This window comes from Brenneria sp. L3-3C-1, from assembly GCF_016456245.1.
Taxonomy (GTDB): Bacteria; Pseudomonadota; Gammaproteobacteria; order Enterobacterales; family Enterobacteriaceae; genus Brenneria.
In genome coordinates this window covers 106,523-129,135 of sequence record NZ_JAEMHF010000006.1, presented here as the reverse complement: position 1 = coordinate 129,135, position 22,613 = coordinate 106,523, and the positions used below count along the sequence as shown (strand labels likewise).

General features: G+C 53.0%; 15 protein-coding genes. 8 read left to right on the top strand and 7 right to left on the bottom strand.

Annotated elements, in window-relative coordinates:
* The first annotated feature begins 639 nt into the window (after positions 1-639).
* From adhE to ilvN, 4 genes are all read left to right on the top strand, one after another.
* Positions 640-3,324 carry a bifunctional acetaldehyde-CoA/alcohol dehydrogenase gene (gene adhE / locus JG725_RS13340; protein WP_199378412.1) on the top strand — a complete coding sequence of 895 codons (2,685 nt, stop codon included), beginning with the start codon at positions 640-642 and terminating at the stop codon, positions 3,322-3,324.
* 293 nt (positions 3,325-3,617) lie between these two features.
* Positions 3,618-3,722, top strand: a complete 105-nt coding sequence (locus JG725_RS13335; RefSeq protein ID WP_109052446.1) for an ilvB operon leader peptide IvbL — start codon at positions 3,618-3,620, stop codon at positions 3,720-3,722.
* Positions 3,723-3,838: 116 nt separating this feature from the next.
* Entirely contained in the window at positions 3,839-5,503 is a 1,665-nt protein-coding gene (gene ilvB / locus JG725_RS13330; protein WP_199378410.1) for an acetolactate synthase large subunit, read from the top strand.
* Between the two features lie 4 nt (positions 5,504-5,507).
* A complete protein-coding gene (gene ilvN / locus JG725_RS13325; RefSeq protein WP_172290749.1) occupies positions 5,508-5,801 on the top strand; it encodes an acetolactate synthase small subunit in 294 nt (97 codons plus the stop codon).
* A 127-nt stretch (positions 5,802-5,928) separates the two neighbouring features.
* On the opposite strand, the gene JG725_RS13320 is transcribed toward ilvN, so the two are convergent.
* The gene (locus tag JG725_RS13320) at positions 5,929-8,127 is read right to left on the bottom strand and encodes a LamG-like jellyroll fold domain-containing protein (RefSeq protein ID WP_199378408.1); all 2,199 of its coding nucleotides are present in this window, start codon (positions 8,125-8,127) and stop codon (positions 5,929-5,931) included.
* A 624-nt stretch (positions 8,128-8,751) separates the two neighbouring features.
* Between JG725_RS13320 and JG725_RS13315 the strand changes: the two genes are divergently transcribed.
* Positions 8,752-9,057 (top strand): DUF2645 family protein, encoded by a 306-nt coding sequence (locus JG725_RS13315; RefSeq protein WP_172290753.1) that lies wholly within the window; start codon positions 8,752-8,754, stop codon positions 9,055-9,057.
* Positions 9,058-9,169: 112 nt separating this feature from the next.
* Here JG725_RS13315 and JG725_RS13310 read toward each other — a convergent pair whose 3' ends face one another.
* The 6 genes from JG725_RS13310 to JG725_RS13285 all read right to left on the bottom strand — a co-directional run bounded on the left by JG725_RS13310 (position 9,170) and on the right by JG725_RS13285 (position 14,780).
* Complete coding sequence (locus JG725_RS13310) at positions 9,170-9,940, bottom strand: DedA family protein (protein ID WP_199378406.1); 771 nt, start codon at positions 9,938-9,940, stop codon at positions 9,170-9,172.
* 198 nt (positions 9,941-10,138) lie between these two features.
* Positions 10,139-10,834 carry an ABC transporter ATP-binding protein gene (locus tag JG725_RS13305; RefSeq protein WP_172290755.1) on the bottom strand — a complete coding sequence of 232 codons (696 nt, stop codon included), beginning with the start codon at positions 10,832-10,834 and terminating at the stop codon, positions 10,139-10,141.
* Entirely contained in the window at positions 10,827-11,609 is a 783-nt protein-coding gene (locus tag JG725_RS13300) for an ABC transporter ATP-binding protein (protein WP_330529048.1), read from the bottom strand. The genes JG725_RS13305 and JG725_RS13300 overlap by 8 nt, the downstream gene beginning before the upstream one ends.
* Positions 11,596-12,579 (bottom strand): branched-chain amino acid ABC transporter permease, encoded by a 984-nt coding sequence (locus JG725_RS13295; protein WP_370541749.1) that lies wholly within the window; start codon positions 12,577-12,579, stop codon positions 11,596-11,598. The genes JG725_RS13300 and JG725_RS13295 overlap by 14 nt, the downstream gene beginning before the upstream one ends.
* A 59-nt stretch (positions 12,580-12,638) precedes the next feature.
* A complete protein-coding gene (locus tag JG725_RS13290; RefSeq protein WP_172290758.1) occupies positions 12,639-13,538 on the bottom strand; it encodes a branched-chain amino acid ABC transporter permease in 900 nt (299 codons plus the stop codon).
* A 105-nt stretch (positions 13,539-13,643) separates the two neighbouring features.
* Positions 13,644-14,780: an ABC transporter substrate-binding protein gene (locus tag JG725_RS13285; RefSeq protein ID WP_172290759.1), complete on the bottom strand. Its 1,137-nt coding sequence runs from the start codon at positions 14,778-14,780 to the stop codon at positions 13,644-13,646.
* A 583-nt stretch (positions 14,781-15,363) separates the two neighbouring features.
* Here JG725_RS13285 and JG725_RS13280 point away from each other — a divergent pair.
* From JG725_RS13280 to rapA, 3 genes are all read left to right on the top strand, one after another.
* A complete protein-coding gene (locus JG725_RS13280; protein ID WP_172290760.1) occupies positions 15,364-16,941 on the top strand; it encodes a sensor domain-containing diguanylate cyclase in 1,578 nt (525 codons plus the stop codon).
* Positions 16,942-17,087: 146 nt separating this feature from the next.
* Positions 17,088-19,454, top strand: coding sequence for a DNA polymerase II (locus tag JG725_RS13275; protein WP_172290761.1), 2,367 nt, complete (start codon positions 17,088-17,090; stop codon positions 19,452-19,454).
* A 181-nt stretch (positions 19,455-19,635) separates the two neighbouring features.
* Complete coding sequence (gene rapA, locus JG725_RS13270) at positions 19,636-22,539, top strand: RNA polymerase-associated protein RapA (RefSeq protein WP_172290762.1); 2,904 nt, start codon at positions 19,636-19,638, stop codon at positions 22,537-22,539.
* Positions 22,540-22,613 lie beyond the last annotated feature (74 nt).

Here is a 22,613-nt window from a genome sequence, read left to right as displayed (position 1 = left end):
ATTGTGATCTAGCTGGTTATTCTGAGAAAAACTTTAAATTGGCGTATGAAATGCGACAAAAAATAAAATATGCTGCTGAACAAGAAATATAGCGCAGCGTAACCATTTTCACATATTAAATAATCATGGAACTACCGTCTTTATTGGAAGTAAATAATATCTTTTTTTGATTAATTATTCCGTTAAATTTTCGTAAAAAGATGTCTTGCGCCCTTCTTATTTTGGCCTTGTTTTTATTACTCACGTTATACCAACAGATTTCAATATGCCGGAAGGCGACAGCCGAAAGAAAATCCGTAAGATCCGCCAAGCGGCATAACAACAAACGGAACACCCATAAAAATTAATTAAAATCAACAATATAAAAAAATAAGCCAATTAGCATTGATGATGGAAATGTCTTAGCCCGTCCTATCTGACGCCCTTATAAATTAACTCAAATAAAAATAATAAGCTGGCTATTATCTATATCGTCATTTTGGTACGAAACATATTTATTCTCGGCGTCTGTTTTTAAGTCCATGTCGCAGAGGTGGCAGCAAAGACTCAGGCAATCATACGTAGTATGTCGTTATCTGATTCTTGTTGCCTTATTTAGGGGAAGTTCCTGGCAAATATATTGCTTAATTGGAGACTACCATGGCCGTTACACAAAATGATTATCTTGATTCTTTGGTTTCCCGGGTGAAAAAAGCCCAACGCATCTACGCTGACTATACGCAGGAACAGGTGGATAAAATATTCCACGCTGCTGCGCTTGCCGCTGCCGCCGTTCGCATTCCGCTGGCGAAAATGGCGGTGGAAGAATCGGGCATGGGCGTTGTGGAAGATAAAGTGATCAAGAACCACTTCGCGTCCGAATACATCTATAACGCCTATAAAAACGAGATTACCTGCGGCATCCTGTCGCAGGACGACGCCTACGGCACCATTACCATCGCCGCCCCCGTCGGTCTTATCTGCGGCATCGTTCCCACCACCAACCCAACTTCCACCGCCATTTTCAAAGCGCTTATCAGCCTGAAAACGCGTAATGGCATTATCTTCTCGCCGCATCCGCGCGCGAAAAACGCCACCAACAAGGCGCTCGACATCGTCCTACAGGCGGCGATTAACGCCGGAGCCCCGCCGGATATCATTAGTTGGATCGCCGAGCCGACCATCGAGCTGACAAACCAGTTAATGCATCATCCGGACATTAACCTGATCCTGGCCACCGGCGGGCCGGGGATGGTGAAGGCGGCCTACAGCTCCGGAAAACCGGCCATCGGCGTCGGCCCCGGAAATACGCCGGTGGTGGTGGACGAAAGCGCCGATGCCAAACGGTTCGTCGCCTCCATTCTGATGTCGAAAATCTTTGATAACGGCGTGATCTGTTCGTCCGAACAGTCTGCCGTCGTGGTCAAGGATATTTATGACCAGGTACGCGCGGAGTTTCTCGCTCAGGGCGGCTATATCCTGCAAGGTGCGGAACTGGCGGCCGTAGGCGGCATCCTCAGAAAAAATGGCGGGTTAAATGCCGCCATCGTCGGGCAGTCGGCGGTGAAAATTGCCGAAATGGCCGGGATTAGCGTTCCGCCTGATACCAAGGTGCTGATCGGCGAAGTGTCCAAAGTCGATGAATCCGAACCTTTCGCTCACGAGAAACTCTCCCCCACGTTGGCGCTGTATCGGGCGCAGAATTTCAACGAAGCGGTCGACATCGCTGAAAAACTGCTCAACCTGGAGGGGATCGGCCATACCTGTTGCCTGTATACCGATCAGGATAACCACGCTGACCGTGTCATTTACTTTGGTGACAGGATGAAAACCTCGCGGGTGCTGATTAATTCACCGACCTCCTACGGCGGCATCGGCGATCTGTACAACTTCAACCTGGTGCCTTCTCTGACGCTGGGCTGCGGCTCCTGGGGAGGCAACTCTGTCTCGGAAAACGTGGGGCCTAAGCATCTTCTCAATATAAAAACCGTAGCCAAGAGAGCGGAAAATATGTTGTGGCATAAACTTCCCAAATCCATCTATTTCCGGCGCGGTTCGCTGCCTGTCGCACTGGCGGAAGTCGTCCGCGATGGTGCGAAACGCGTATTTATCGTCACCGATCGTTTCCTGTTCAATAACGGTTATGCCGATCGGGTGATATCGCGCCTGAAACAACAGGGTGTCGCCACCGAAGTATTCTTCGAGGTCGAGGCCGATCCGACACTGAGCATCGTGCGTAAAGGAACTGAGCAGGTTAACGCCTTCAATCCAGATGTAATCATCGCGCTCGGCGGCGGCTCCCCAATGGATGCGGCCAAACTGATGTGGGTTATGTATGAGCACCCGGAAACCCGCTTCGAGGATCTGGCGCTGCGCTTTATGGATATCCGCAAACGCATTCACTCGTTCCCGAAAATGGGGGTGAAAGCGCGTATGATCTGCATCGCCACCACTTCCGGCACCGGTTCTGAGGTAACGCCGTTCGCCGTCGTCACCGATGATGCCACCGGGGTGAAATATCCGCTGGCGGACTATGCGTTAACGCCGGATATGGCGATCGTGGATGCCGACCTGGTCATGAATATGCCGAAATCACTGTGCGCATTCGGCGGTCTGGATGCGGTCACCCACGCGACGGAAGCCTATGTGTCGGTGCTGGCTAACGAATTCAGCGACGGGCAGGCGTTACAGGCGCTGAAGCTGCTGCACGGTTATCTGGTCGTCAGCTATCAGGAAGGGGCGAAAAACCCGATTGCACGCGAACGAGTGCACAGCGCGGCGACCATCGCCGGCATCGCCTTCGCCAACGCCTTTCTGGGCGTCTGCCATTCCATGGCGCATAAGCTGGGTTCCGAATTCCATATTCCACACGGGCTGGCCAATGCCATGCTGATCTGCAATGTCATTCGCTATAACGCGACCGACAAACCGACCAAACAGGCGACATTCAGCCAATACGGTTTTCCACAGGCGCGCAAACGCTACGCAGAGATTGCCGATCATCTTGCGCTCAGCGCCTCTGGCGACGACGTGGGGCAGAAAATTGACAAACTGCTGGCCTGGCTGGAGGAAACCAAGGCGGCGCTGGATGTCCCGGCCAGCATTCGCGACTTCGGCGTGCCGGAAGCGGATTTTCTGGCCAAGGTGGATAAACTGTCCGAAGACGCGTTCGATGACCAGTGTACCGGCGCCAACCCGCGTTATCCGTTAATCTCTGAGCTTAAGCAGATTCTGCTTGATACCTACTATGGTCGTTCCTATAGCGATACGCCCATCAACGCAGATCGATCAGCCACGGCGCCGAAAGCGGCCGGTAACGGCAAAAAGGGGAAAACGAAAGGCTGACAACGCATCCGCACACGCCAGTGGAAGCCATGCTGAACACCGCATGACGCCCACTGGCGAGAAGTACGGCGGGACGAGACGGTTGTTCATGCCGTCTCTCCCTGCTGGCTAATGTCAACCACTCAAGCTGGCGGGGCGTTCGTTCGGTTCCCCCTTATCCGACATCGGCGGCCAAGAGTCGCCAAGTGTGATCCAACGCGAATTTTAGGGTTTTATTCGTTGCGGGTATTGTGTCCTTTTCACCACCTGTGATTATATGGATAAGTGATTTAACCGTTAATAACAGGATCCCCGTGACGCACTATTCTTCCACTTCAGCACTACTAAGCACCGCGCATGTTGACGCGGTCGTCGTCGTGCGCGTGGTGGTGGTCGTCGTCGTCGGCAGCGCGCCGTAACGGGTTCCGAATCAAGTCTAAAGATTCCCAAACCCCGCCGGCGCCAGCCGAGCGGGGTTTCTTGTCTCTACCCTCCCCGCTCTGATACCGCACCGGCCCTGATGAAGGATATAAATATGCGTTATACAGGCGCTCAGCTGATCGTTCGGCTGCTCGAACAACAGGGCATCACGACCATCGCAGGTATTCCGGGTGGCGCGGCTCTGCCGTTATATGATGCACTCGGTCAAAGTAAAACCCTACGCCATGTGCTGGCGCGTCACGAACAGGGTGCGGGGTTTATGGCCCAAGGCATGGCGCGGGCAAGCGGACGCGCCGCCGTTTGCCTGGCATCCAGCGGTCCCGGCGCGACCAATCTGGTCACCGCCATCGCCGATGCCAAACTCGACTCTATCCCGCTGGTGTGCATTACCGGACAGGTGCCTTCCGGCATGATCGGCACCGACGCCTTTCAGGAGGTGGACACCTACGGTATTTCCATTCCCATCACCAAACATAACTATCTGGTGCGTGATGTCAGAGACTTGCCGCGCGTGATCCCGGAAGCATTTCGCATTGCGCAGTCCGGCCGTCCCGGCCCGGTCTGGATCGATATTCCCAAAGACGTACAAACGGCTGAAATCGAGTTGGATGAATTGCCGGGGATAACCCTGAACGATATTCCTCCGGCTATCGATCGGCAGAAAATTGAGCAGACCGCTGCCATGATCAATGCCGCCCAACGCCCGATACTCTATCTGGGAGGGGGGATTATCAGCGCATCCGCGCATCAACAGGCCATCCAACTGGCGGAACGCGCCGGCTTGCCGACCACCATGACGCTGATGGCATTAGGGGCGATGCCCGTCGATCATCCACTGTCGCTGGGCATGTTAGGGATGCACGCCGCACGCTCAACCAATCTGATTTTACAGCAGGCGGATTTGTTAATCGTGCTGGGCGCCCGTTTCGATGACCGGGCGATCGGTAAAGCGGAGCAGTTCTGCCCGGACGCCAGCATCATTCATATCGACATCGATGCGGCGGAACTGGGGAAAATCAGGCAGCCTCATGTCGCCTTACATGCCGACGTAGTGCAGGCGCTGGATCAATTACTGCCGTTGATCGAGCCCCGGCAGCGTGAGACGTGGCATTCGGCGATTGGTCAGTTGCAACGTGAATTCCCATTCAGCATGCCGGGCGCGGACGATCCGTTAAGCCACTACGGATTGGTACAGGCCACGGCGCAGGCGCTGACGGACGAGGCGATTATTACCACTGACGTCGGTCAACATCAGATGTGGGTCGCCCAGTCTTATCCGCTGCGCAGACCGCGACAGTGGCTGACCTCCGGCGGGCTGGGCACCATGGGGTTTGGTTTACCCGCGGCGATCGGCGCGGCGCTGGCCGAACCGGAACGCATCGTGGTGTGTTTTTCCGGCGACGGCAGCCTGATGATGAACATTCAGGAAATGGCGACCGCCGCAGAAGAAGGGCTGAATATAAAAATCATCTTGATGAATAATCAGTCACTCGGTTTGGTTCATCAGCAACAGGATCTGTTCTTTAAACAGCATATCTTTGCGGCGGATTATCGCTACCGCACCAACTTTCTGGCGATCGCCGCGGGTTTCGGGTTTTCCACCTGCGATCTGAACGCGGCGGAAGATCCCCTGGCCGCATTGGCCGACGCGCTGAATCGCCCGGGACCGGCGTTGATTCATGCGCTGATTGACGTGAATGAAAAAGTTTATCCGATGGTGCCGCCGGGCGCTGCCAACATCGATATGATTGGAGATTAATGCCATGCTAAATCAATCAACCTCAACGCAGGTGACGCTGGAGCTATCGGTACGCAATCACCCTGGCGTGATGTCTCACGTATGCGGATTATTTGCCCGCCGGGCATTTAATGTCGAAGGGATCTTATGTATGCCGCTGGCCGGGGGCGACGAAAGCCGCATCTGGCTGCTGGTGCAAGACGATCAGCGCCTGCAACAGATGATAAGCCAGGTGGAAAAACTGGAAGATGTAATACAGGTGCGCCGCCACGGCGAGGAAATGCGCATCTTTGATCAGGTGGCGGAATTTTATCGCTGATGAGCGAACCGCAGGCGTCGTGGTTAAATGACCGCCTGCGGCGCTCACGCATAATCGGAAAAACCTCTAAAACCAGCCGTCACAAGGTGTTAAGACCCTGTAACCAGGCGGCTTTGTGAATAGAAGCTTACCCCCGTCCCTCACTCAACGCGGTAATCTCGTCAGGGTTAAGCGCGCCATGCCAAATCTTAAAATAGTCATAACGCCCCGCGGTATAAGGATCAGCCTCATATTGCGAGCGCCCGAGGTAGGTGTTATTTTCCGGCCCCAGATGATAGGGCGCCAACGTAAACTCATCATTGCGGCCCACCGCCACGCCGTCCAGATATAATGTGCACACCTTGCCGGACAGCGTAACGGCGATATGCACCCACCGCCCTACCGGCATTGTCACATTCGACGCCACCCGCTGAGTATCGTAGCTATGCACCGTAGAGATGCCGAATTCCGGCCTGCCATCTCCGCCTTCCAACGTTAACATCATCCAACGGCGAGGGCCGGAGCCGGCGTCGAACACTCTCGCCCATTTGCTTTGCCTATCAGCGTAAAATCGCGTTTCAATTGTAAAGTCGGCGAGCGACGCAAGCAGCCCTTCCGGAAGATTGATGTAACCGCCAGCCCCGTCGAGCACAACGGCGCTGCCGCTCATGCCGCTTCCCCAACTGGCGCCGCCAACCAGTTCGCCATTGCCCTGATTTGCGATGCGGTTCGACGCAACCCGCCCGGAAGCTTCATCAAAATCGAGCTGGAAGATCGTCTTTGCCTTTATACCGACGCCGACCGCCTGCGAAGGCGCGTTTTCCACGCCATCAACGACTGCGGTTACCTTATAAAAGTATTCGGAAGCGCCGGCAATATCCGTATCTTCATAGGTCAGCGGATCGCTAATATCGGCGGCAATCGTCACGTAGTCGCCATTAACCGCGGTGGATCGCTTAACCTGATAGCGTTCCGCATCAATGACGCCCCACCACGATAAAACCACGCTATCACCGCGCAGGTATGCCGTCAGACCGGAAGGCGAAAGGGAAGGCGCCTGCTGTTCGCGTGAAAATAGCAACGTGCCGAAACCGAGCTGATCGCCATTGCGATTGTTGGTTTCCGGGTACATCAGTGCCGCCTGCTTGCGAACATATGGCGCGGCGATACCCTTGCGCATCGCATAGTGATGATAAACACACTCCCAGGTCGGCCGTGCGTTGCCCTGTCCGGCGGGAGAAATCCCTACCGCCAATCCATGCCGATTTCTATAGTCGAGCCACGGCAACGTATAAAACTCGCCGCTCCCTGCTTTCAGGTTAGATTTGGCGACATATTCAGCCCCAGCCAGAAAACGGTTGTTGTCATAGCCGTACATATCATCGCCCTGATTCCAGGCCATTTCGCAGAATGCGGCGGCAAGACTGATACCCAGCGTACAGTGCCCCTGATCGCGCCCGCTCTCCTGCCACTGCCCAAGATAACCGGGGTGGACGTGATAAACCGCCTGAAGCGCCGCGCCATTACCTTGCCCGTATTTATAATAATTCACCGCCTCTGCATAGATATCCGGCCGATCGCACAACACGCCGGTCGCCAGAATGCAGGCAATGGCGCACTGATCCCAATTTGCCCAGTAGTTGGTTATTTCAGCGTCATTATGTTCGCGCAAAAAACGTGACGAAAGCGGGTAGAACACCGTAAGCATCATTTCTTGAAAGCGCGCTAAATCGCTGGACGACCAGCCCTGATAGGTGCGCATAATCTCGCCGACATTGGCGAACTGATAGCCGTAGATACCCGCCGCAAGATAGCGATCGGCGTTGCCGGTGAGGGTTTTCAGCGTGGATGACCAAGCATTGAGGTAAGCCACCGCCTGATCCCCATAGCGTGCGTCCTGAGAGATTTTCCAGCGTACCGCCAGTTGATAGGCCCGTTGTATATCGCCATGCAGTTGAGCGTAGTTATTGCCAGTTCCGCCACGAACCACCGTTTCCACCGGCCTCGGCGCGCGATCGGGCTGAGAATATCCGTCCGACAGTAAAGCGTTCCATCCATCCAGCCAGGGTTGTGCGGAAACCGCGATTTTCTTTCTGATAAGCGCAAAGTCATCTTCCGTGTGCAACAAACCAGGGTGAACAAAATTCCGTTCGGCTGCCGCAACTTCCGTGCCGGCGACCGCCAGGGCAAGGCTTCCTGTAGATATAAGCCGTCCGTACAGCGTCCCCATCAATGCGGCGGAAATACCGCCTTTTAAGAGCTGTCGCCGACGAGGCATATTGACGGTTTCTTCTGACCGAGACACATCCTGATCGCTGATAGGCGGTAGGTAATCCTTTGATACCATGATAGTTTTCTCCATTAATCCGGACGCTGGCATTTAGGCCCCGTCGCTTGATTATCCTTGAAATCCCAGGGATTCGTTTCGAACCGCTTTCCTGTCTTCCGACATCCCGTGAGTACAGCATCTCCTTTATTACCCGATTATAGTAAACATGATTTTATCACCCCTGCAACACCTGCCACAGCAGGTGGCGGAGTTTTATCGCTGAGATAAATTGAGAAAATGAGAACTACGGTATCATTTCAGCGGTAGATCGGAATGGTAGACGCGCCTCTGTCTTTTTTAATTTTGGGAAAGTATTTTCGGAGAGTTTATCCTTGGTCGTTATTCCAATGATTTTTAATTAAATTAATTATTAACATGCTAATAATATAATTGACATTTGTTGGAAATAATATTTTCATAATGTGATATTCGTGTTATCTATTTATAGGCTTGCACTCAGTAAACCGCAAAGAAACACTAGCAACATCTTAGCGTTTATCATAACAAGAATGGGAAAGAAGAAAGATTTTTTGAAGTCGATATCATCGCCGGTTGGTTCACCAGAACGAGAGTATAGTGCTTATGGCAGACGAATTCTTGAGAAGAAAGAGTCTATATATAAAATTTTAAGAATGAACTAACATGTTAAGATATAGATGGATTTTATTTTTTACGTTTTGCTGCGTTGCAATATATTTACTTTCCTCTTTTGAAGAGGATATTTATATTGATGGCAAAGAGATATTAAATTCCTGCATGGCTTTCAGGGCGTTTGTTGTTGATGACACTAGAGATATTACTGGAACGATTTCATTCGCTTTTTTTGTTTTTCCTTTTCTACTGTTAAGTTTCAGGAAAAAATTTAGAGATATCAGTATAAATATACTGACCTTTTTTTTATTGCTGTTCTGGGCATGGCGTTTTTTTATAAGACTCCATCTCTGCTGATTACCATTAACAACACACGGTGATTTTCCGCTAATATGTCCGTTCACTGTTGCAATATAAGCAAACAGTGAACGGGCATTATAGGGATAAAATGACCTAAAACCCGATTTTATCACCCCTGCAACACCTGCCACAGCAGGTGGCGATAAACAGGCATTAACGGATGTTGTATCAGCATGACCAGGCTCAGGCCCGCCGCCGTCAGCGTCAACGGGGCAACCCAGCGTAAACGGCGCAGCGGCAGCCGTTTGCTGAACCAGTCGCGTTTTTTGCGTTTATCGCCTCGCCACCAGCGCCAACTTAACCACGCGGCGATCCACACCAGTAACACGGTAACCAGCAATAGCCATTTAAAACCGCTGCTGTTAACGCCAGCGGGAATATCAATCGCCACGCCGGCCAATATACCGGGTAAAAGATACGCCGGCGGCCACAGCAGGCAACCGATGATATTCGGTACGGCGAACTTATGAGGCGGCAGACCCAGCATGCCGGCGACCATCGGGATCAGCGGACGCGTCGGCCCGACAAAACGCCCAATCAACACCGTCGGAACCGGATGCCGGTGCAAGGCATGCTCCGTTTTACGAAGCAACGTTTGATGCTTTTTCAGAAAAGACCATTGGTGCAGCGGTTGCTTAAACCGTCTGCCAATGAAGTAGGAAATCCAATCCCCCAGCAAACAACCGACAATACCCGCCAGCCACGCCGGATATAACCCTATCTGACCGCTGCCGATCAGCGCTCCCAACGTTGCCATCATCACGGTGCCCGGCAGCAACAGACCGACCAGAGCAAGCGATTCCAGAAAGGCTACCAGCATAATGGCGATCGATGAATACGCTAATGATTGAGTAACCAGATGATCCAGCCACGCTTCCATAAACCCCAGCTCGTTGTTGATAAAAAATGGATTGTCTGGATCTTGGCGGATAACGTCAACGGGTCATTTTCAGTATGGGGAAAGCGAATGCCGCATATGCATCGCAGTCCCGTCATGCCCGCGCCTGCGGGTATGACGGGAAACTGCCGGCAAACGCGGGTCCCCGCCTGCGCGGGGGATGGGACGGCGGAGAAAAATTTAGCCCCCCAGATACATCTTCTTCACTTCCGGGTTGGCCAGAATAGCCTGCGCCTGCCCTTTCAGAACAATCTGACCGTTTTCCAGCACATAAGCGCGGTCGGCAATCTTCAGCGCCGCCGTGGCGTTCTGCTCAACTAAAAGGATGGTGATATTTTCCTTTTGCAATTGTTTAATAATATTGAACATTTCGCCCACAATCTTCGGCGCCAGCCCCAGGCTTGGTTCATCCAGCATCAGCAGTACCGGCTCGCTCATCAACGCCCTGGCAATCGCCAGCATCTGTTGCTCGCCGCCGCTCATGGTGCCGGCCAACTGGCTGCGACGCTCTTTCAGGCGCGGAAACAGCGTATACATTTTATCTTTCAGGTGATTGAAATTAAGCGGGTTGTTGTACGCTCCCATGCGCAGGTTTTCTTCAATGGTCAGGTTGGTGAAAACCTTTCGCCCCTCCGGCACCAGCGCCAGCCCTTTACGCACAATCTGATGCGTCAGGCTGTGGGAGATATCTTCATTAAGGAAATTCACCTGCCCGGTCGATTTCACCAGATTGATAATACCGTTGAGTGTTGAGGTTTTCCCCGCCCCATTGCTGCCGATCAGGGTGACGATTTCACTATTATTGACCTCAATATCAATCCCCTTTAATCCCTGAATCAGCCCATAAAATACCCGTAGATCATCGGCCTTAAGCATAATCGACATCTCCAAGATACGCGGCAATCACCTCTTTATTATTAATTGCCTCATGGGTAGTGCCACTGAATAACGGTTTGCCATAATCAAGCACCAATACCCGTTCACACAGGGTGTTAACAAAAGACATGTCATGTTCAATCAGCAATACCGTTAATTTGTAATCTTCACGCATTTTAAAAATCAGTTGCGCCAGTTCATTGGTTTCTCTTGGGTTCATGCCCGCCGCCGGCTCGTCCAGTAACAGTAACGCCGGTGACGTGGCTAACGCTCTGGCAATCTCGACTTTACGCTGATTCCCGTAACTCAGATTGGTTGCCAGTAAATGCGCATGCTCCGCGATACCGATATAGTCGAGGATCTCCATCGCCTGCGCTTTAGCCTGTTTTTCCGCCGAGAAAAAGCGCCCCATATGCAATGCCGCTTCGATAAAGGAATAACGAATGGCGCGATCGAAACCGATTAATACGTTTTCCAGCACCGTCATTGAATTGAACAGACGAATATTCTGGAACGTGCGGGCGATGCCGCGATTGACCACCTGATTCGGTTTTAATCCGGTAATTCTTTCATTACCCAGCATCACCGTTCCCGACGTCGGTTTATAATTCGAGGTAATCACATTAAATAACGTGGTTTTCCCCGCGCCGTTCGGGCCAATCAGACCGAATATTTCCGCCTGATTCAGCGTAAAGCTGACGTCGTCGATCGCGCGTAAGCCGCCGAATTGCATAATGATATTTTCAACGCTGAGAATAGCCTTATTTTCCATGATGGCGCTTCCTCTTCACTTCCCAGATTTCCTGCTTACCCAGCAACCCTTCGCGGGCAAAAAGCATAATAATCAGCAGTACCAATGAAAAAACGACCATCCGTAAACCGGGGTAAGCGCCCAAGTTCTCGCCAAACAGACTTAGCGGCTGATCCAGGAAACGTAGCCATTCTCCGCTGCCCACCACCACAATCGTCCCCAGAATCGCGCCGCTGGTACTGCCCAGCCCGCCCAGGACAATGATGATCAGCAACTGGAACGTCAGCATAAAATCAAACAGATCGGGGGAAATAATCGTCAGCAGCGAAGCCAGCAAACCGCCGCCGATCCCTTCCAGAAAGGCGCTGGTGGCAAAGGCGCAGGTTTTGATTTTGAAGGTATTAATGCCCATGGCGATGGCGGCGTCTTCATCATCACGCACCGCTTTCATCGCCCGCCCGTATTTTGAATACACAATCTGTAAAATAAGCAGCACAGCGATAAGGGCAATAAAACCGCACCAGTACAGCATGTTGCCGGCCTGAGGAATTTCATTCAGCCCGATGGCGCCATTGGTGATTTGCGGGTTATTGATGGCCAGAATTTTAATAATAAAACCAAACCCCAGCGTCACAATCGCCAGATAGTCGCCGCGCACGCGAAAGACAGGGAACGCCAGACACACGGCTAACAGCGAGGCGCAGATCCCGCTGATAATCAACGCGGGCAAGAAAGAGGTATGCAGCGCCAGCACCAACGCGCTGGGGGAAGCCATCTCATACATTTCCAGCTTGGTGTCCGCGCTTAACAACAGGATGGCGGTAATATAGGCGCCGACGGCGACAAAACCGTTAGGCTCCAGGGATAACTGTCCGGTGACGCCATTGATCAGGTTGTAACTCACCGCCAGGATCATAAAAATAAAAATATTACAGACGATACGCAGGATGTAATCGTCAAATACATTCTGCAATGTAAACAGCACCAGCAGCATGATCACAAATAACGCGACATAGCCGGTTAACAGCGAAAATGAATTTGTTGGCATTTTCATCAGAAACGGCTCCTTTCCAGTCTTTCATCACCCATAATGCCCACCGGTCTGAATAGCAGAACCAGAATCAGAAACAGAAACGCAAAGGCGTCTTTATATCCGCCCAGTTCAGGAAATACCGCCACGGCAACCACTTCGGTGAAGCCCAGAATAAAGCCGCCGATCACCGCTCCCGTGACGCTGCCAATCCCACCGAGCACGGCGGCGGCAAACGCCTTCAGGCCAATCAAAACCCCCATTAAAGGATCGATCGTCGGGTAGCTGGTGGCGTAAAAGATCCCGCCGAGCGCCGCCAGCGAGCTTCCCAGAGCGAAAACAAAAGCAATAATATGGTTGGCGTCCACCCCCATCAGGCGGACGGTATTGACATCAAAAGCGACGGCGCGGATCGCCATCCCTTGCCGGGTCCGGTAGAGGATAAACAGAATGCAGCCCAGCAAAACCAGCGTCACCAGCGGCACCAGCCAGGCGACATTGGTGATAATGATGCCCCAGAACGAGACGGTTTGATTGAAGAAATCAGGCGCCGCAAAGAAGCGCGGGCTGCCGCCGAACAACACGTTGAACAGGTTCTCTAAAAAGAAACTGACGCCGATGGCGGTAATCAGCATGGATATTTTGGACGCCTGGCGCAAAGGACGGTAGGCAATCTGATCGATACACACGCCCAGCAACGCCGAAAAGAGAATGGCGAATAAAATAGCCGCCCCGAAAGGCAGTTCAAAGGTGGTTGAACCAAACAGGGCAAGAAACGCCCCCACCATCATAATATCGGCATGAGCAAAGTTGATCAGTCGTAATACGCCGTAAACCATGGTGTAACCAATCGCAATCAGCGCATACATACTGCCCAGACTCATGCCATTAACCACCTGCTGGAAGAAAATAGCAGCATCCATAAATTCAATCCTTATTGGCCTTTATATACTTGAGGTTATGACGGGCTATCCTGCCCGCTTCCGGGGGCTGACGCCCCCGGTGTTTTGCAAGATGAAAGGGATATCTTAAGGGTTGACCACCGTCTTGAAGGCCAATTGTCCATCTTTGACTTCATTAATGACGGCGCTGCGGATCGCGTCGCCATCTTTCAGCGTCAGCGTGCCGGTAATGCCGGAGAAATTGCTGGTGGCGCGGATTTTCTCATTGACGCAAACACGGTCTTTAGGATCGCTGCACTGATTCATCCCGTTGACGATCATTTTGTAAGCGTCAGCGGTCATTGCGCCCCAGGTATGGGTCGGTTCTTTATATTTTTCTTCCCAGGCTTTGATAAACGTCTCACCTTCAGGCGTCTGATCTTTGGCATTCGGCGAGTAGTAGTCGGTGGTCATATAACCTTCAACCGCATCCTGTCCCAGCTTGAAGAACACCGGATCGGCCGCCAACCCGTCACCGCCGACAACCGGCACTTTCAGCCCCAGTTGTTTGGCCTGCACCGCGATCAACGCCCCTTCGGTGTAATAGATCGGCATATAAATCATATCGACATTTTTAGCTTTGATGGTGGAAAGCTGGGCTTTGAAATCTTTACTGCCGCCTGGAGCCTGAACTTCGACCGCAATGGTGCCGCCGTTTTTGAGAAACTGGGTGCGGAAGGATTTTGCCAGACCGACGGAATAGTCGTTGCTGCTATCAAACATGATGGCGGCGGTTTTCGCGCCTAAATCGCGCGATGCCAGATTGGCCCCCACCACCCCCTGGAAACTATCGGAAAAGCACACGCGACTGACATACTGGCGATTACGGGTCACACGGTCATTGGTGGCGGTCGGGGAAACCAGCGGCGTTTTGGTGTCTTCAGCCATTTTGGTCATCGCCATGGTGTTGGTTGAAGTCACCTCGCCGATCACCGCATCGACTTTATCACTGGAAACCAGACGCTGCATGGCGTTGGCCGCTTCAACCTTGTCGCTTTTATCGTCAATGATGACAAGTTTGATCGTATCGCCGTTTTTCAGCGTCGGCTCCAGACTATTAATCAGCTCAACGCCTTTTTGAGAAGGTTGTCCATAACCGCTAAGCGCCCCGCTCAGAGGCAGAACCACCCCTATCTTTACTTCAGCCGCCAGCGCGCTGTTGGCACAGATGACGGAGGAAACAAATGCAGCAGCTACCGTTACTCTGACAAAATTGTTATTCATGATCGCCTCTTTTAATAGTGAGAGATTCAAATCCGAGTTGTGGAATAAAGCAGTACATCTGACTGTGAGAGTCTCAAAAGTGCCACAGGGATATATTCTGTTGGCGGAATTAAAATCAGCAATAAATGTGCCAGAACAACGAAATAATTGTTAACACTCTAATAAAAAAAGAAAAAATCCATTACTATCCACCAAGAAAATAACGGTAGAGAAAAGGGATGAAGTGGAATGCACCATTTTGTTTCGCGGTTGCTTTTAAAAAGTGCGTTGAGGTTAATGACGATATTTTATAAGGAAATCAATCTTTCATCGCGGGTGGGCAATACCCTCTTCTTATGAATGTAGGATATTATTTTTATTCAACTCCATGTTACGGAAGCATGATTTTATAGTGATAATTCCTTTAAATATGCCATTTACCACTTTTTATGCTAAAACATAGGGGAAAAGGTTTACTGCATGGGGCGTTGTCAAAAAATTTATAATCCCACCCGATTGGATGACTATACTGACCAGAATTTACAGGCTATAAACCAGTACTTATGATACCGACTATTTTTATCACCGCGCCAATCAACCCACTATGTTGTTAAAACTGTCCAATCGCATCGGATTACGGCGACTTATCCTGCTGCTAGCCGTCACCAGCGCGCTGATTATGTTAGTTAACAGTCTTCATGCCAGTTATCGCGTGCAGCGCCAACTGCTGATCGACAATACACTGGAAGCCAATCGCGTTTACGCCACCAAGCTGGCGGCCATCACCGATGTCTTCTTCAAAACATCGCTGCAACAGTTATCTTACAGCACCAGCACGATCGCGGATCGAATGGATGACAGCGATAGGCTGAACGAGGAAGCCAGACGTATCGGGTCACAGAGCGGTAGTTTTAACACCGTATCGATTGTCGACGAACACGGTGTGGTCAAGGCGACCTTTCCCGACCGACTGCAATTGATGGGAAAAAAGGTGACTACCGCCGGCGTAAGACGGGCCTTGCAGGAAAAGAGCGCGTTGATTAGCTCACCTTACTTTTCCGTAACCGATAACCTGATCGTACTGGTCTCGGCCCCCATATTTACCCGGGACGGACGCTACAAAGGGTTTATCGGCGGCTCTATTCATCTGGAAAAACCCAGTATTCTTAATGCATTGCTTGAGCGTCACTATTATCGGGACGGTTCTTATATCTATGTCACCGACCACTACAGAAAAATTTTGTACCACAAAGATCCCACGCAGATCGGCGTCGTCGTCCGCAATAGCCCGATAATCGATAGCCGCACAGAGCGCAATGGCAGCCGGGAGATGACGGATAGTCAGGGAAGAAAGGCGCTTGTCGGATACGCCGTGGTTCCCGCCAACCGCTGGGAAGTGCTGGTGCTGCGTCCAATAAGCGAAACGTTAAAGCCCCTGGATAGCCTGATGCTTAATGTGTTACAGCATACTCTGCCGTTAGCTATTCTGACGCTATTCTGCGTTTGGCTGCTTGCCCGGCTCATCGCCCAGCCGCTGTGGCTGCTGGCCCGCAGCGCCAATAAAATGGACTCACTCAATGTGTCCGACGACATCAGGAAAATCCACTCCTGGTATTTTGAGGCCACGCAGCTCAAGCAGGCGATGTTGATCGGCATCGAGCTGCTACAGAAAAAAATCGGCAAGCTTCGCTATGAAGCGCAAACCGATCCCATGACCGGGCTGTTCAATCGCCGGGGATTGGAGAGCATCCTGAGATACTGGCTGATCGGCCAGAAAAGTTTCGCCATCGTCGCGCTGGATATCGACCATTTCAAACGCGTCAACGACACCTACGGTCATGATGCCGGCGATAGCGTGATTAAATATCTTGCGCAACTCATTCGCTCCAGCTCCCGTGATACCGATATTTTATGTCGCAGCGGCGGGGAAGAGTTTCTGATTTTATTGCCGGAAACCAATATGAAGACCGCAGTGGATATTGCCGAGCGCCTGCGCAACACCACACAGCAGGCCACGATCCCGACCGTCGGCAAGATCACTATTTCGTTGGGCGTCTCAATGTGGCTGCCGGACACGCAGGAAATCACCATAAAACGCGCCTTTAAAATGGCGGACAAAGCGTTGTATAAAGCCAAACAGCAAGGCCGCAATCGGGTGATCTCCGCCGCTGACGCCGCCTGAATCCGTGGGATAGTTTGTTTTAATCAACCCGCAATTCTCTTTAATCCGGCCACCGGGAGAGGTATGCAAACGACTGGACATCAACTGTATAAATAACCATACTTAATCATCTTTCTCCGGTGATAACCAACGAAAAGGCAGTCTGAGTGACCGAGACGCGTCAGGGCTTTCTCCTTACCCGCCACTGGCATGACACCCCGGCGGGTATGCAGGTGGAATTTTGGCTGGCTACCGATGACGGCCCGCTACAGGCGCGCCTGCCCGCGCAACAGGCCGTGGCGTTTATCCCTGAAGCGCAACAGGCTCAGGCCAGCGTATTATTAAGTCAGGAAAACCAGTGGCGGCTACGGCCGCTGGCGCTGCAAAACTTCCATCACCAGCCGTTGCTGGGACTCTACTGCCCTAAATATCGCCAGCTTCTGAAGCTGGAAAAAATCCTGCGTGAAGGCGGAGTTCAGGTCTATGAAGCGGATATCCGCCCGCCCGACCGTTTCCTGATGGAGCGCTTTATTACCGCCCCCGTCTGGTTAAGCGGCGAACCGGCCTCATCCGGCCTGTTGACTCAGGTACGCATGAAACCCAATCCCGACTATCGTCCCAACCTGAAACTGGTTTCACTGGATATCGAAACCAATCGACACGGTGAGCTGTACTGTATTGGTCTGGAAGGCTGCGGGCAGCGTCAGGTTTATATGCTCGGCCCGGATAACGGTCATGCCGTCGATACGGATAATTTCACCCTAGAGTATGTCGCCAGTCGTCCGCAACTGCTGGAAAAACTGAATCACTGGATGAAACGGCACGATCCTGACGCTATTATCGGCTGGAATCTGGTGCAATTCGACCTGCGGGTGTTGCAAAAACATGCCGAGCGCTACCGTATCCCGCTGCTGCTGGGCCGTGACGGCAACGAACTCGAGTGGCGTGAACACGGCTTCAAACAAGGGCATTTTTTCGCCAGCGCCGCCGGCCGGTTGATTATTGATGGTATTGAAGCGCTGAAATCCGCCACCTGGAATTTCGCTTCCTTCAGTCTGGAATTCGTCGCGCAGGCGTTGCTGGGCGAAGGTAAAGCCATCGATACCCCCTACCAACGGATGGATGAAATCGACCGCCGCTTCGCCGAAGATAAACCGGCCCTCGCTCGCTACAACCTGCAAGACTGCGAGCTGGTGACACGCATCTTCGCCAAAACGGAATTACTGCCTTTTTTACTGGAACGCGCCAGCGTCACCGGTCTGGCCGCCGATCGCAGCGGAGGTTCCGTCGCCGCCTTTACCCATCTCTATCTGCCCCGCATGCACCGGATGGGCTTTGTGGCGCCGAATCTGGGCGAAGTCGCGCCGGAAGCCAGCCCGGGAGGATTTGTGATGGATTCCCGCCCCGGTCTGTACGATTCGGTATTGGTGCTGGATTACAAAAGTCTGTATCCCGCCATCATCCGCACTTTTCTTATCGATCCCGTTGGTCTGGCCGTCGGGATGCTACATCCCGATGAACAGCATTCCGTCCCGGGTTTTCGCGAGGCGTGGTTTTCCCGCGATCGGCATTGCCTGCCGGCCATTGTCGAACACATCTGGCAGGGGCGCGAGGCCGCCAAACGCACCGACAACAAACCGCTGTCGCAGGCGCTGAAGATCATCATGAATGCCTTTTATGGCGTGCTGGGCGCCAGCGGGTGCCGGTTTTTCGATCCCCGACTGGCCTCTTCCATCACCCTGCGCGGCCATGAAATTATGCTCAAAACGCGTGAACTGATTGAAGCGCAAGGGTATCAGGTAATCTATGGCGACACCGACTCCACCTTCGTGTGGCTGACACGTCCGCACACGGAGCAGGAAGCCGCCGTCATCGGTAAAAAGCTGGTACGGCAGGTTAATCAGTGGTGGCAAACGCATTTACGGCAAACGCACGGACTGACCAGCGCGCTGGAACTGGAATTTGAAACCCACTTCCGCCGCTTTTTGATGCCCACCATCCGGGGCGCTGAACAAGGCAGCAAAAAACGCTACGCCGGGATGATCGCCACGCCACAGGGCGAGAAAATGGTGTTTAAAGGGCTGGAAACCGTTAGAACGGACTGGACGCCGCTGGCGCAACAATTTCAGCAGCAGCTTTATCTGCTGATTTTTCAGCAAAAACCTTATCAGGAATGGCTGCGGGAGTATGTCGGTAAAACCTTGAACGGCGAATTTGATGCGCTGCTGATTTACCGCAAGCGGCTGCGCCGCCGGCTCGACGACTATCAGCGCAACGTACCGCCCCATGCACGAGCAGCCAGGATCGCCGATGACTACAACCGCCAACAGGGGCGGCCGCTGCAATATCAGAATGGCGGCTGGATTAGCTACGTCATCACCACCAACGGGCCGGAACCGCTGGAAACCCGGCGCTCGCCGCTGGATTATCAGCACTACGTCGAACGTCAGCTACAACCTGTCGCGGATGCCATTCTTCCTTTTCTTCACGATGATTTTGCTACACTGATTACCGGACAGATGGGATTATTTTAACCCTCGGTATCGATTCACGGCTTTTGAGCAGGTGACGAACGCGCCGCCTTCCATTACCATAACGCCCTTTCTCAATTGACATCAACAACACCATTATCTTATTGGCGCCGGACATACCGCGCCAATAGCAAAGCATAACCTGACACTATCCCGACACAGACAAAAATCGAGCTAAGAATTTATGCCTTTTACACTTGGTCAGCGCTGGATCAGCGACACGGAAAGCGAACTTGGATTGGGTACTGTGGTTGCAGTCGATACCCGCATGATAACCCTGCTTTTCCCTGCCAGCGGTGAAAACCGACTCTATTCCCGCAGCGATGCGCCCATCACCCGGGTGATGTTTAACCCCGGTGATACCGTCACCAGCCATGAAGGCTGGCAGCTTAAGGTGGACAGCGTACGCGATGAGAAGGGTCTGCTGATCTATAGCGGCCAGCGTCTGGATGATGACTCTGCGGCTGAAATGCGTGAAATCCTGCTGGACAGCAAGCTGACTTTCAACAAACCGCAGGATCGCCTGTTTGCCGGTCAGATCGATCGTATGGATCGCTTTGCGCTGCGTTACCGCGCGCGCAAGCACCAAAATGAACAGGCGCTGCAACAGTGGGGCGGACTGCGCGGCATGCGCGCCAGCCTGATCCCGCACCAGTTGCACATTGCCTACGAGGTCGGACAACGCCACGCGCCGCGCGTACTGCTGGCGGACGAGGTCGGGCTGGGCAAAACCATCGAAGCCGGCATGATTATCCACCAGCAACTGCTGGCCGGCCGCGCCGAACGCGTGCTGATCATTGTGCCGGAAACCTTGCAGCACCAATGGCTGGTGGAAATGCTGCGCCGTTTCAACCTGCTGTTCTCGCTGTTTGACGATGAACGCTACGCCGAAGCGAAACTGGACAGCAGCAATCCCTTTGAAACCGAACAACTGGTCATCTGCTCACTGGACTTCGTACGGCGCAATGCGCAACGTTTCGAGCAGTTGGTCAATGCCGACTGGGGCTTACTGGTGGTGGATGAAGCCCATCATCTGGCCTGGAGCGAAGAACAAGCCAGTCCCGAATATCAGGCGATTGAACAACTGGCCGGAAATATTCCAGCCGTGCTGCTGCTGACCGCCACACCGGAACAGTTGGGTCAGCAGAGTCACTTTGCCCGCCTGCGTCTGCTCGATCCCAATCGCTTCCATGACTATCACGAATTCGTCGCCGAACAGCGGCAATACCGTCCGGTTGCCGATGCGGTAACGCTGTTGCTGGCGGGAGAAAAGGCCAGAACGCCGGAGTTGAACGCGCTAAGCGAGCTTCTGGGCGAACAGGATATCGAACCGCTGCTCAAAGCGATCAACAGCGACAGCGAAGACAACCTGCGGGCGCGTCAGGAACTGATCACCATGCTGATGGATCGCCACGGCACCAGCCGTGTGCTGTTCCGTAATACCCGTCAGGGCGTGAAAGGTTTTCCACAGCGTATTCTGCATCAAATCCGTCTACCGTTGCCGGCCCAGTACCAGACGGCGATCAAGGTGTCCGGTATTATGGGCGCCAACAAAACGCCGGAAGCCCGGGCACGCGCGATGCTGTACCCGGAGCAGATTTATCAACAGTTGGAAGGGAACGACGCCACCTGGTGGAATTTTGATCCCCGCGTCGAGTGGTTGCTCGACTATCTGACCGCCAACCGCGACAAAAAAGTGCTGGTGATCTGCGCTCAGGCCGCCACCGCCCTGCAACTGGAACAGGTGCTGCGCACCCGTGAAGCGATTCGCGCCGCCGTTTTTCACGAAGGGCTATCCATTCTTGAGCGCGACCGGGCCGCCGCCTATTTCGCGTCGGAAGAAGAAGGGGCGCAGGTGCTGATTTGCTCGGAGATCGGTTCCGAAGGCCGCAACTTTCAGTTTGCCAGCCATCTGATCATGTTTGATCTGCCGTTCAACCCCGACCTGCTGGAACAGCGTATCGGACGATTGGATCGTATCGGTCAGACACAGCAAATCCAGATTCTGATCCCGTATCTGGAAAATACCGCCCAGGCATTGCTGGTGCGCTGGTATCACGAAGGGCTGGACGCGTTTGAGCATACCTGCCCGACGGGCCGCGCCATTTATGACGCCCACTACGCGCAGTTGATCGAACGCCTGACCATCCCGGGCGAACAGCAGGGTCTGGATGAATTTATCCATATCTGCCGACAGCAGCATGAACAGTTGAAACAGCAGCTTGAGCAAGGCCGCGATCGTCTGCTGGAAATGCATTCAAACGGCGGTGAACAGGCGCAAATTCTGGCGCAGGGGATCGCCGAGCAGGATAACGACATTAATCTGGTCACCTTTGCGCTGAATCTGTTTGATATCGTGGGCATCAATCAGGAAGATCGCAGCGACAATCTGATTATTCTGACGCCGTCCGACCATATGCTGGTGCCCGACTTTCCCGGCTTACCGCAGGACGGCTGCACCATCACTTTCGATCGTGAGCAGGCCTTATCCCGTGAAGACGCGCAGTTTATCAGTTGGGAACATCCGCTCATCCGCAACGGGCTGGACTTGATTTTGTCCGGCGATACCGGCAGTTGCGCCGTGTCGCTGTTGAAAAACAAAGCTTTGCCGGTCGGTACGCTGCTGGCGGAACTCATTTATGTGGTGGAAGCCCAGGCGCCGAAACACTTGCAGCTAACGCGCTTCCTGCCGCCGACGCCGGTTCGTCTGCTGATGGATCGCAAAGGAACCAATCTGGCCGCGCAGGTGGAGTTTGAAAGCTTCAACCGCCAGCTCAGCGCCGTCAACCGCCATACGTCGAGCAAGCTGGTGAATGCGGTGCAGGCCGATGTGCATGCTATGCTGCAACAGGCCGAACCGCTGGTCGCCGAGCAGGCCCGCCAGTTGATTACCGACGCGCAGCAGCAGGCCGACCAGCAGTTGCGCCGTGAACTGGAACGTCTGGAAGCGCTCAAAGCGGTGAACCCCAACATCCGTGAAGATGAATTAAGCGCGTTGGAAAATCAGCGTGAGCAGGTGCTGAGTAATCTTCATCAGGCAAACTGGCGTCTGGACGCCATTCGTCTGGTGGTGGTGACGCATCAGTAAGCGTATGTATTAACCCCGCCCCGGCCTCCCCCTTACGGGGAGAAAAGCGAATATCGCGCGCCGCCTCTGACAAA

What these genes read in the sequence shown, in the direction of transcription:
- adhE (WP_199378412.1), top strand. Translation starts at nt 640, where the DNA reads ATGGCCGTTACACAAAATGATTATCTTGATTCTTTGGTTTCCCGGGTG.
- ilvB (WP_199378410.1), top strand. Translation starts at nt 3,839, where the DNA reads ATGCGTTATACAGGCGCTCAGCTGATCGTTCGGCTGCTCGAACAACAG.
- ilvN (WP_172290749.1), top strand. Translation starts at nt 5,508, where the DNA reads ATGCTAAATCAATCAACCTCAACGCAGGTGACGCTGGAGCTATCGGTA.
- JG725_RS13320 (WP_199378408.1), bottom strand. Translation starts at nt 8,127, where the DNA reads ATGGTATCAAAGGATTACCTACCGCCTATCAGCGATCAGGATGTGTCT.
- JG725_RS13315 (WP_172290753.1), top strand. Translation starts at nt 8,752, where the DNA reads ATGTTAAGATATAGATGGATTTTATTTTTTACGTTTTGCTGCGTTGCA.
- JG725_RS13310 (WP_199378406.1), bottom strand. Translation starts at nt 9,940, where the DNA reads ATGGAAGCGTGGCTGGATCATCTGGTTACTCAATCATTAGCGTATTCA.
- JG725_RS13305 (WP_172290755.1), bottom strand. Translation starts at nt 10,834, where the DNA reads ATGCTTAAGGCCGATGATCTACGGGTATTTTATGGGCTGATTCAGGGA.
- JG725_RS13295 (WP_370541749.1), bottom strand. Translation starts at nt 12,579, where the DNA reads ATGCTGCTGGTGCTGTTTACATTGCAGAATGTATTTGACGATTACATC.
- JG725_RS13290 (WP_172290758.1), bottom strand. Translation starts at nt 13,538, where the DNA reads ATGGATGCTGCTATTTTCTTCCAGCAGGTGGTTAATGGCATGAGTCTG.
- JG725_RS13285 (WP_172290759.1), bottom strand. Translation starts at nt 14,780, where the DNA reads ATGAATAACAATTTTGTCAGAGTAACGGTAGCTGCTGCATTTGTTTCC.
- JG725_RS13280 (WP_172290760.1), top strand. Translation starts at nt 15,364, where the DNA reads ATGTTGTTAAAACTGTCCAATCGCATCGGATTACGGCGACTTATCCTG.
- rapA (WP_172290762.1), top strand. Translation starts at nt 19,636, where the DNA reads ATGCCTTTTACACTTGGTCAGCGCTGGATCAGCGACACGGAAAGCGAA.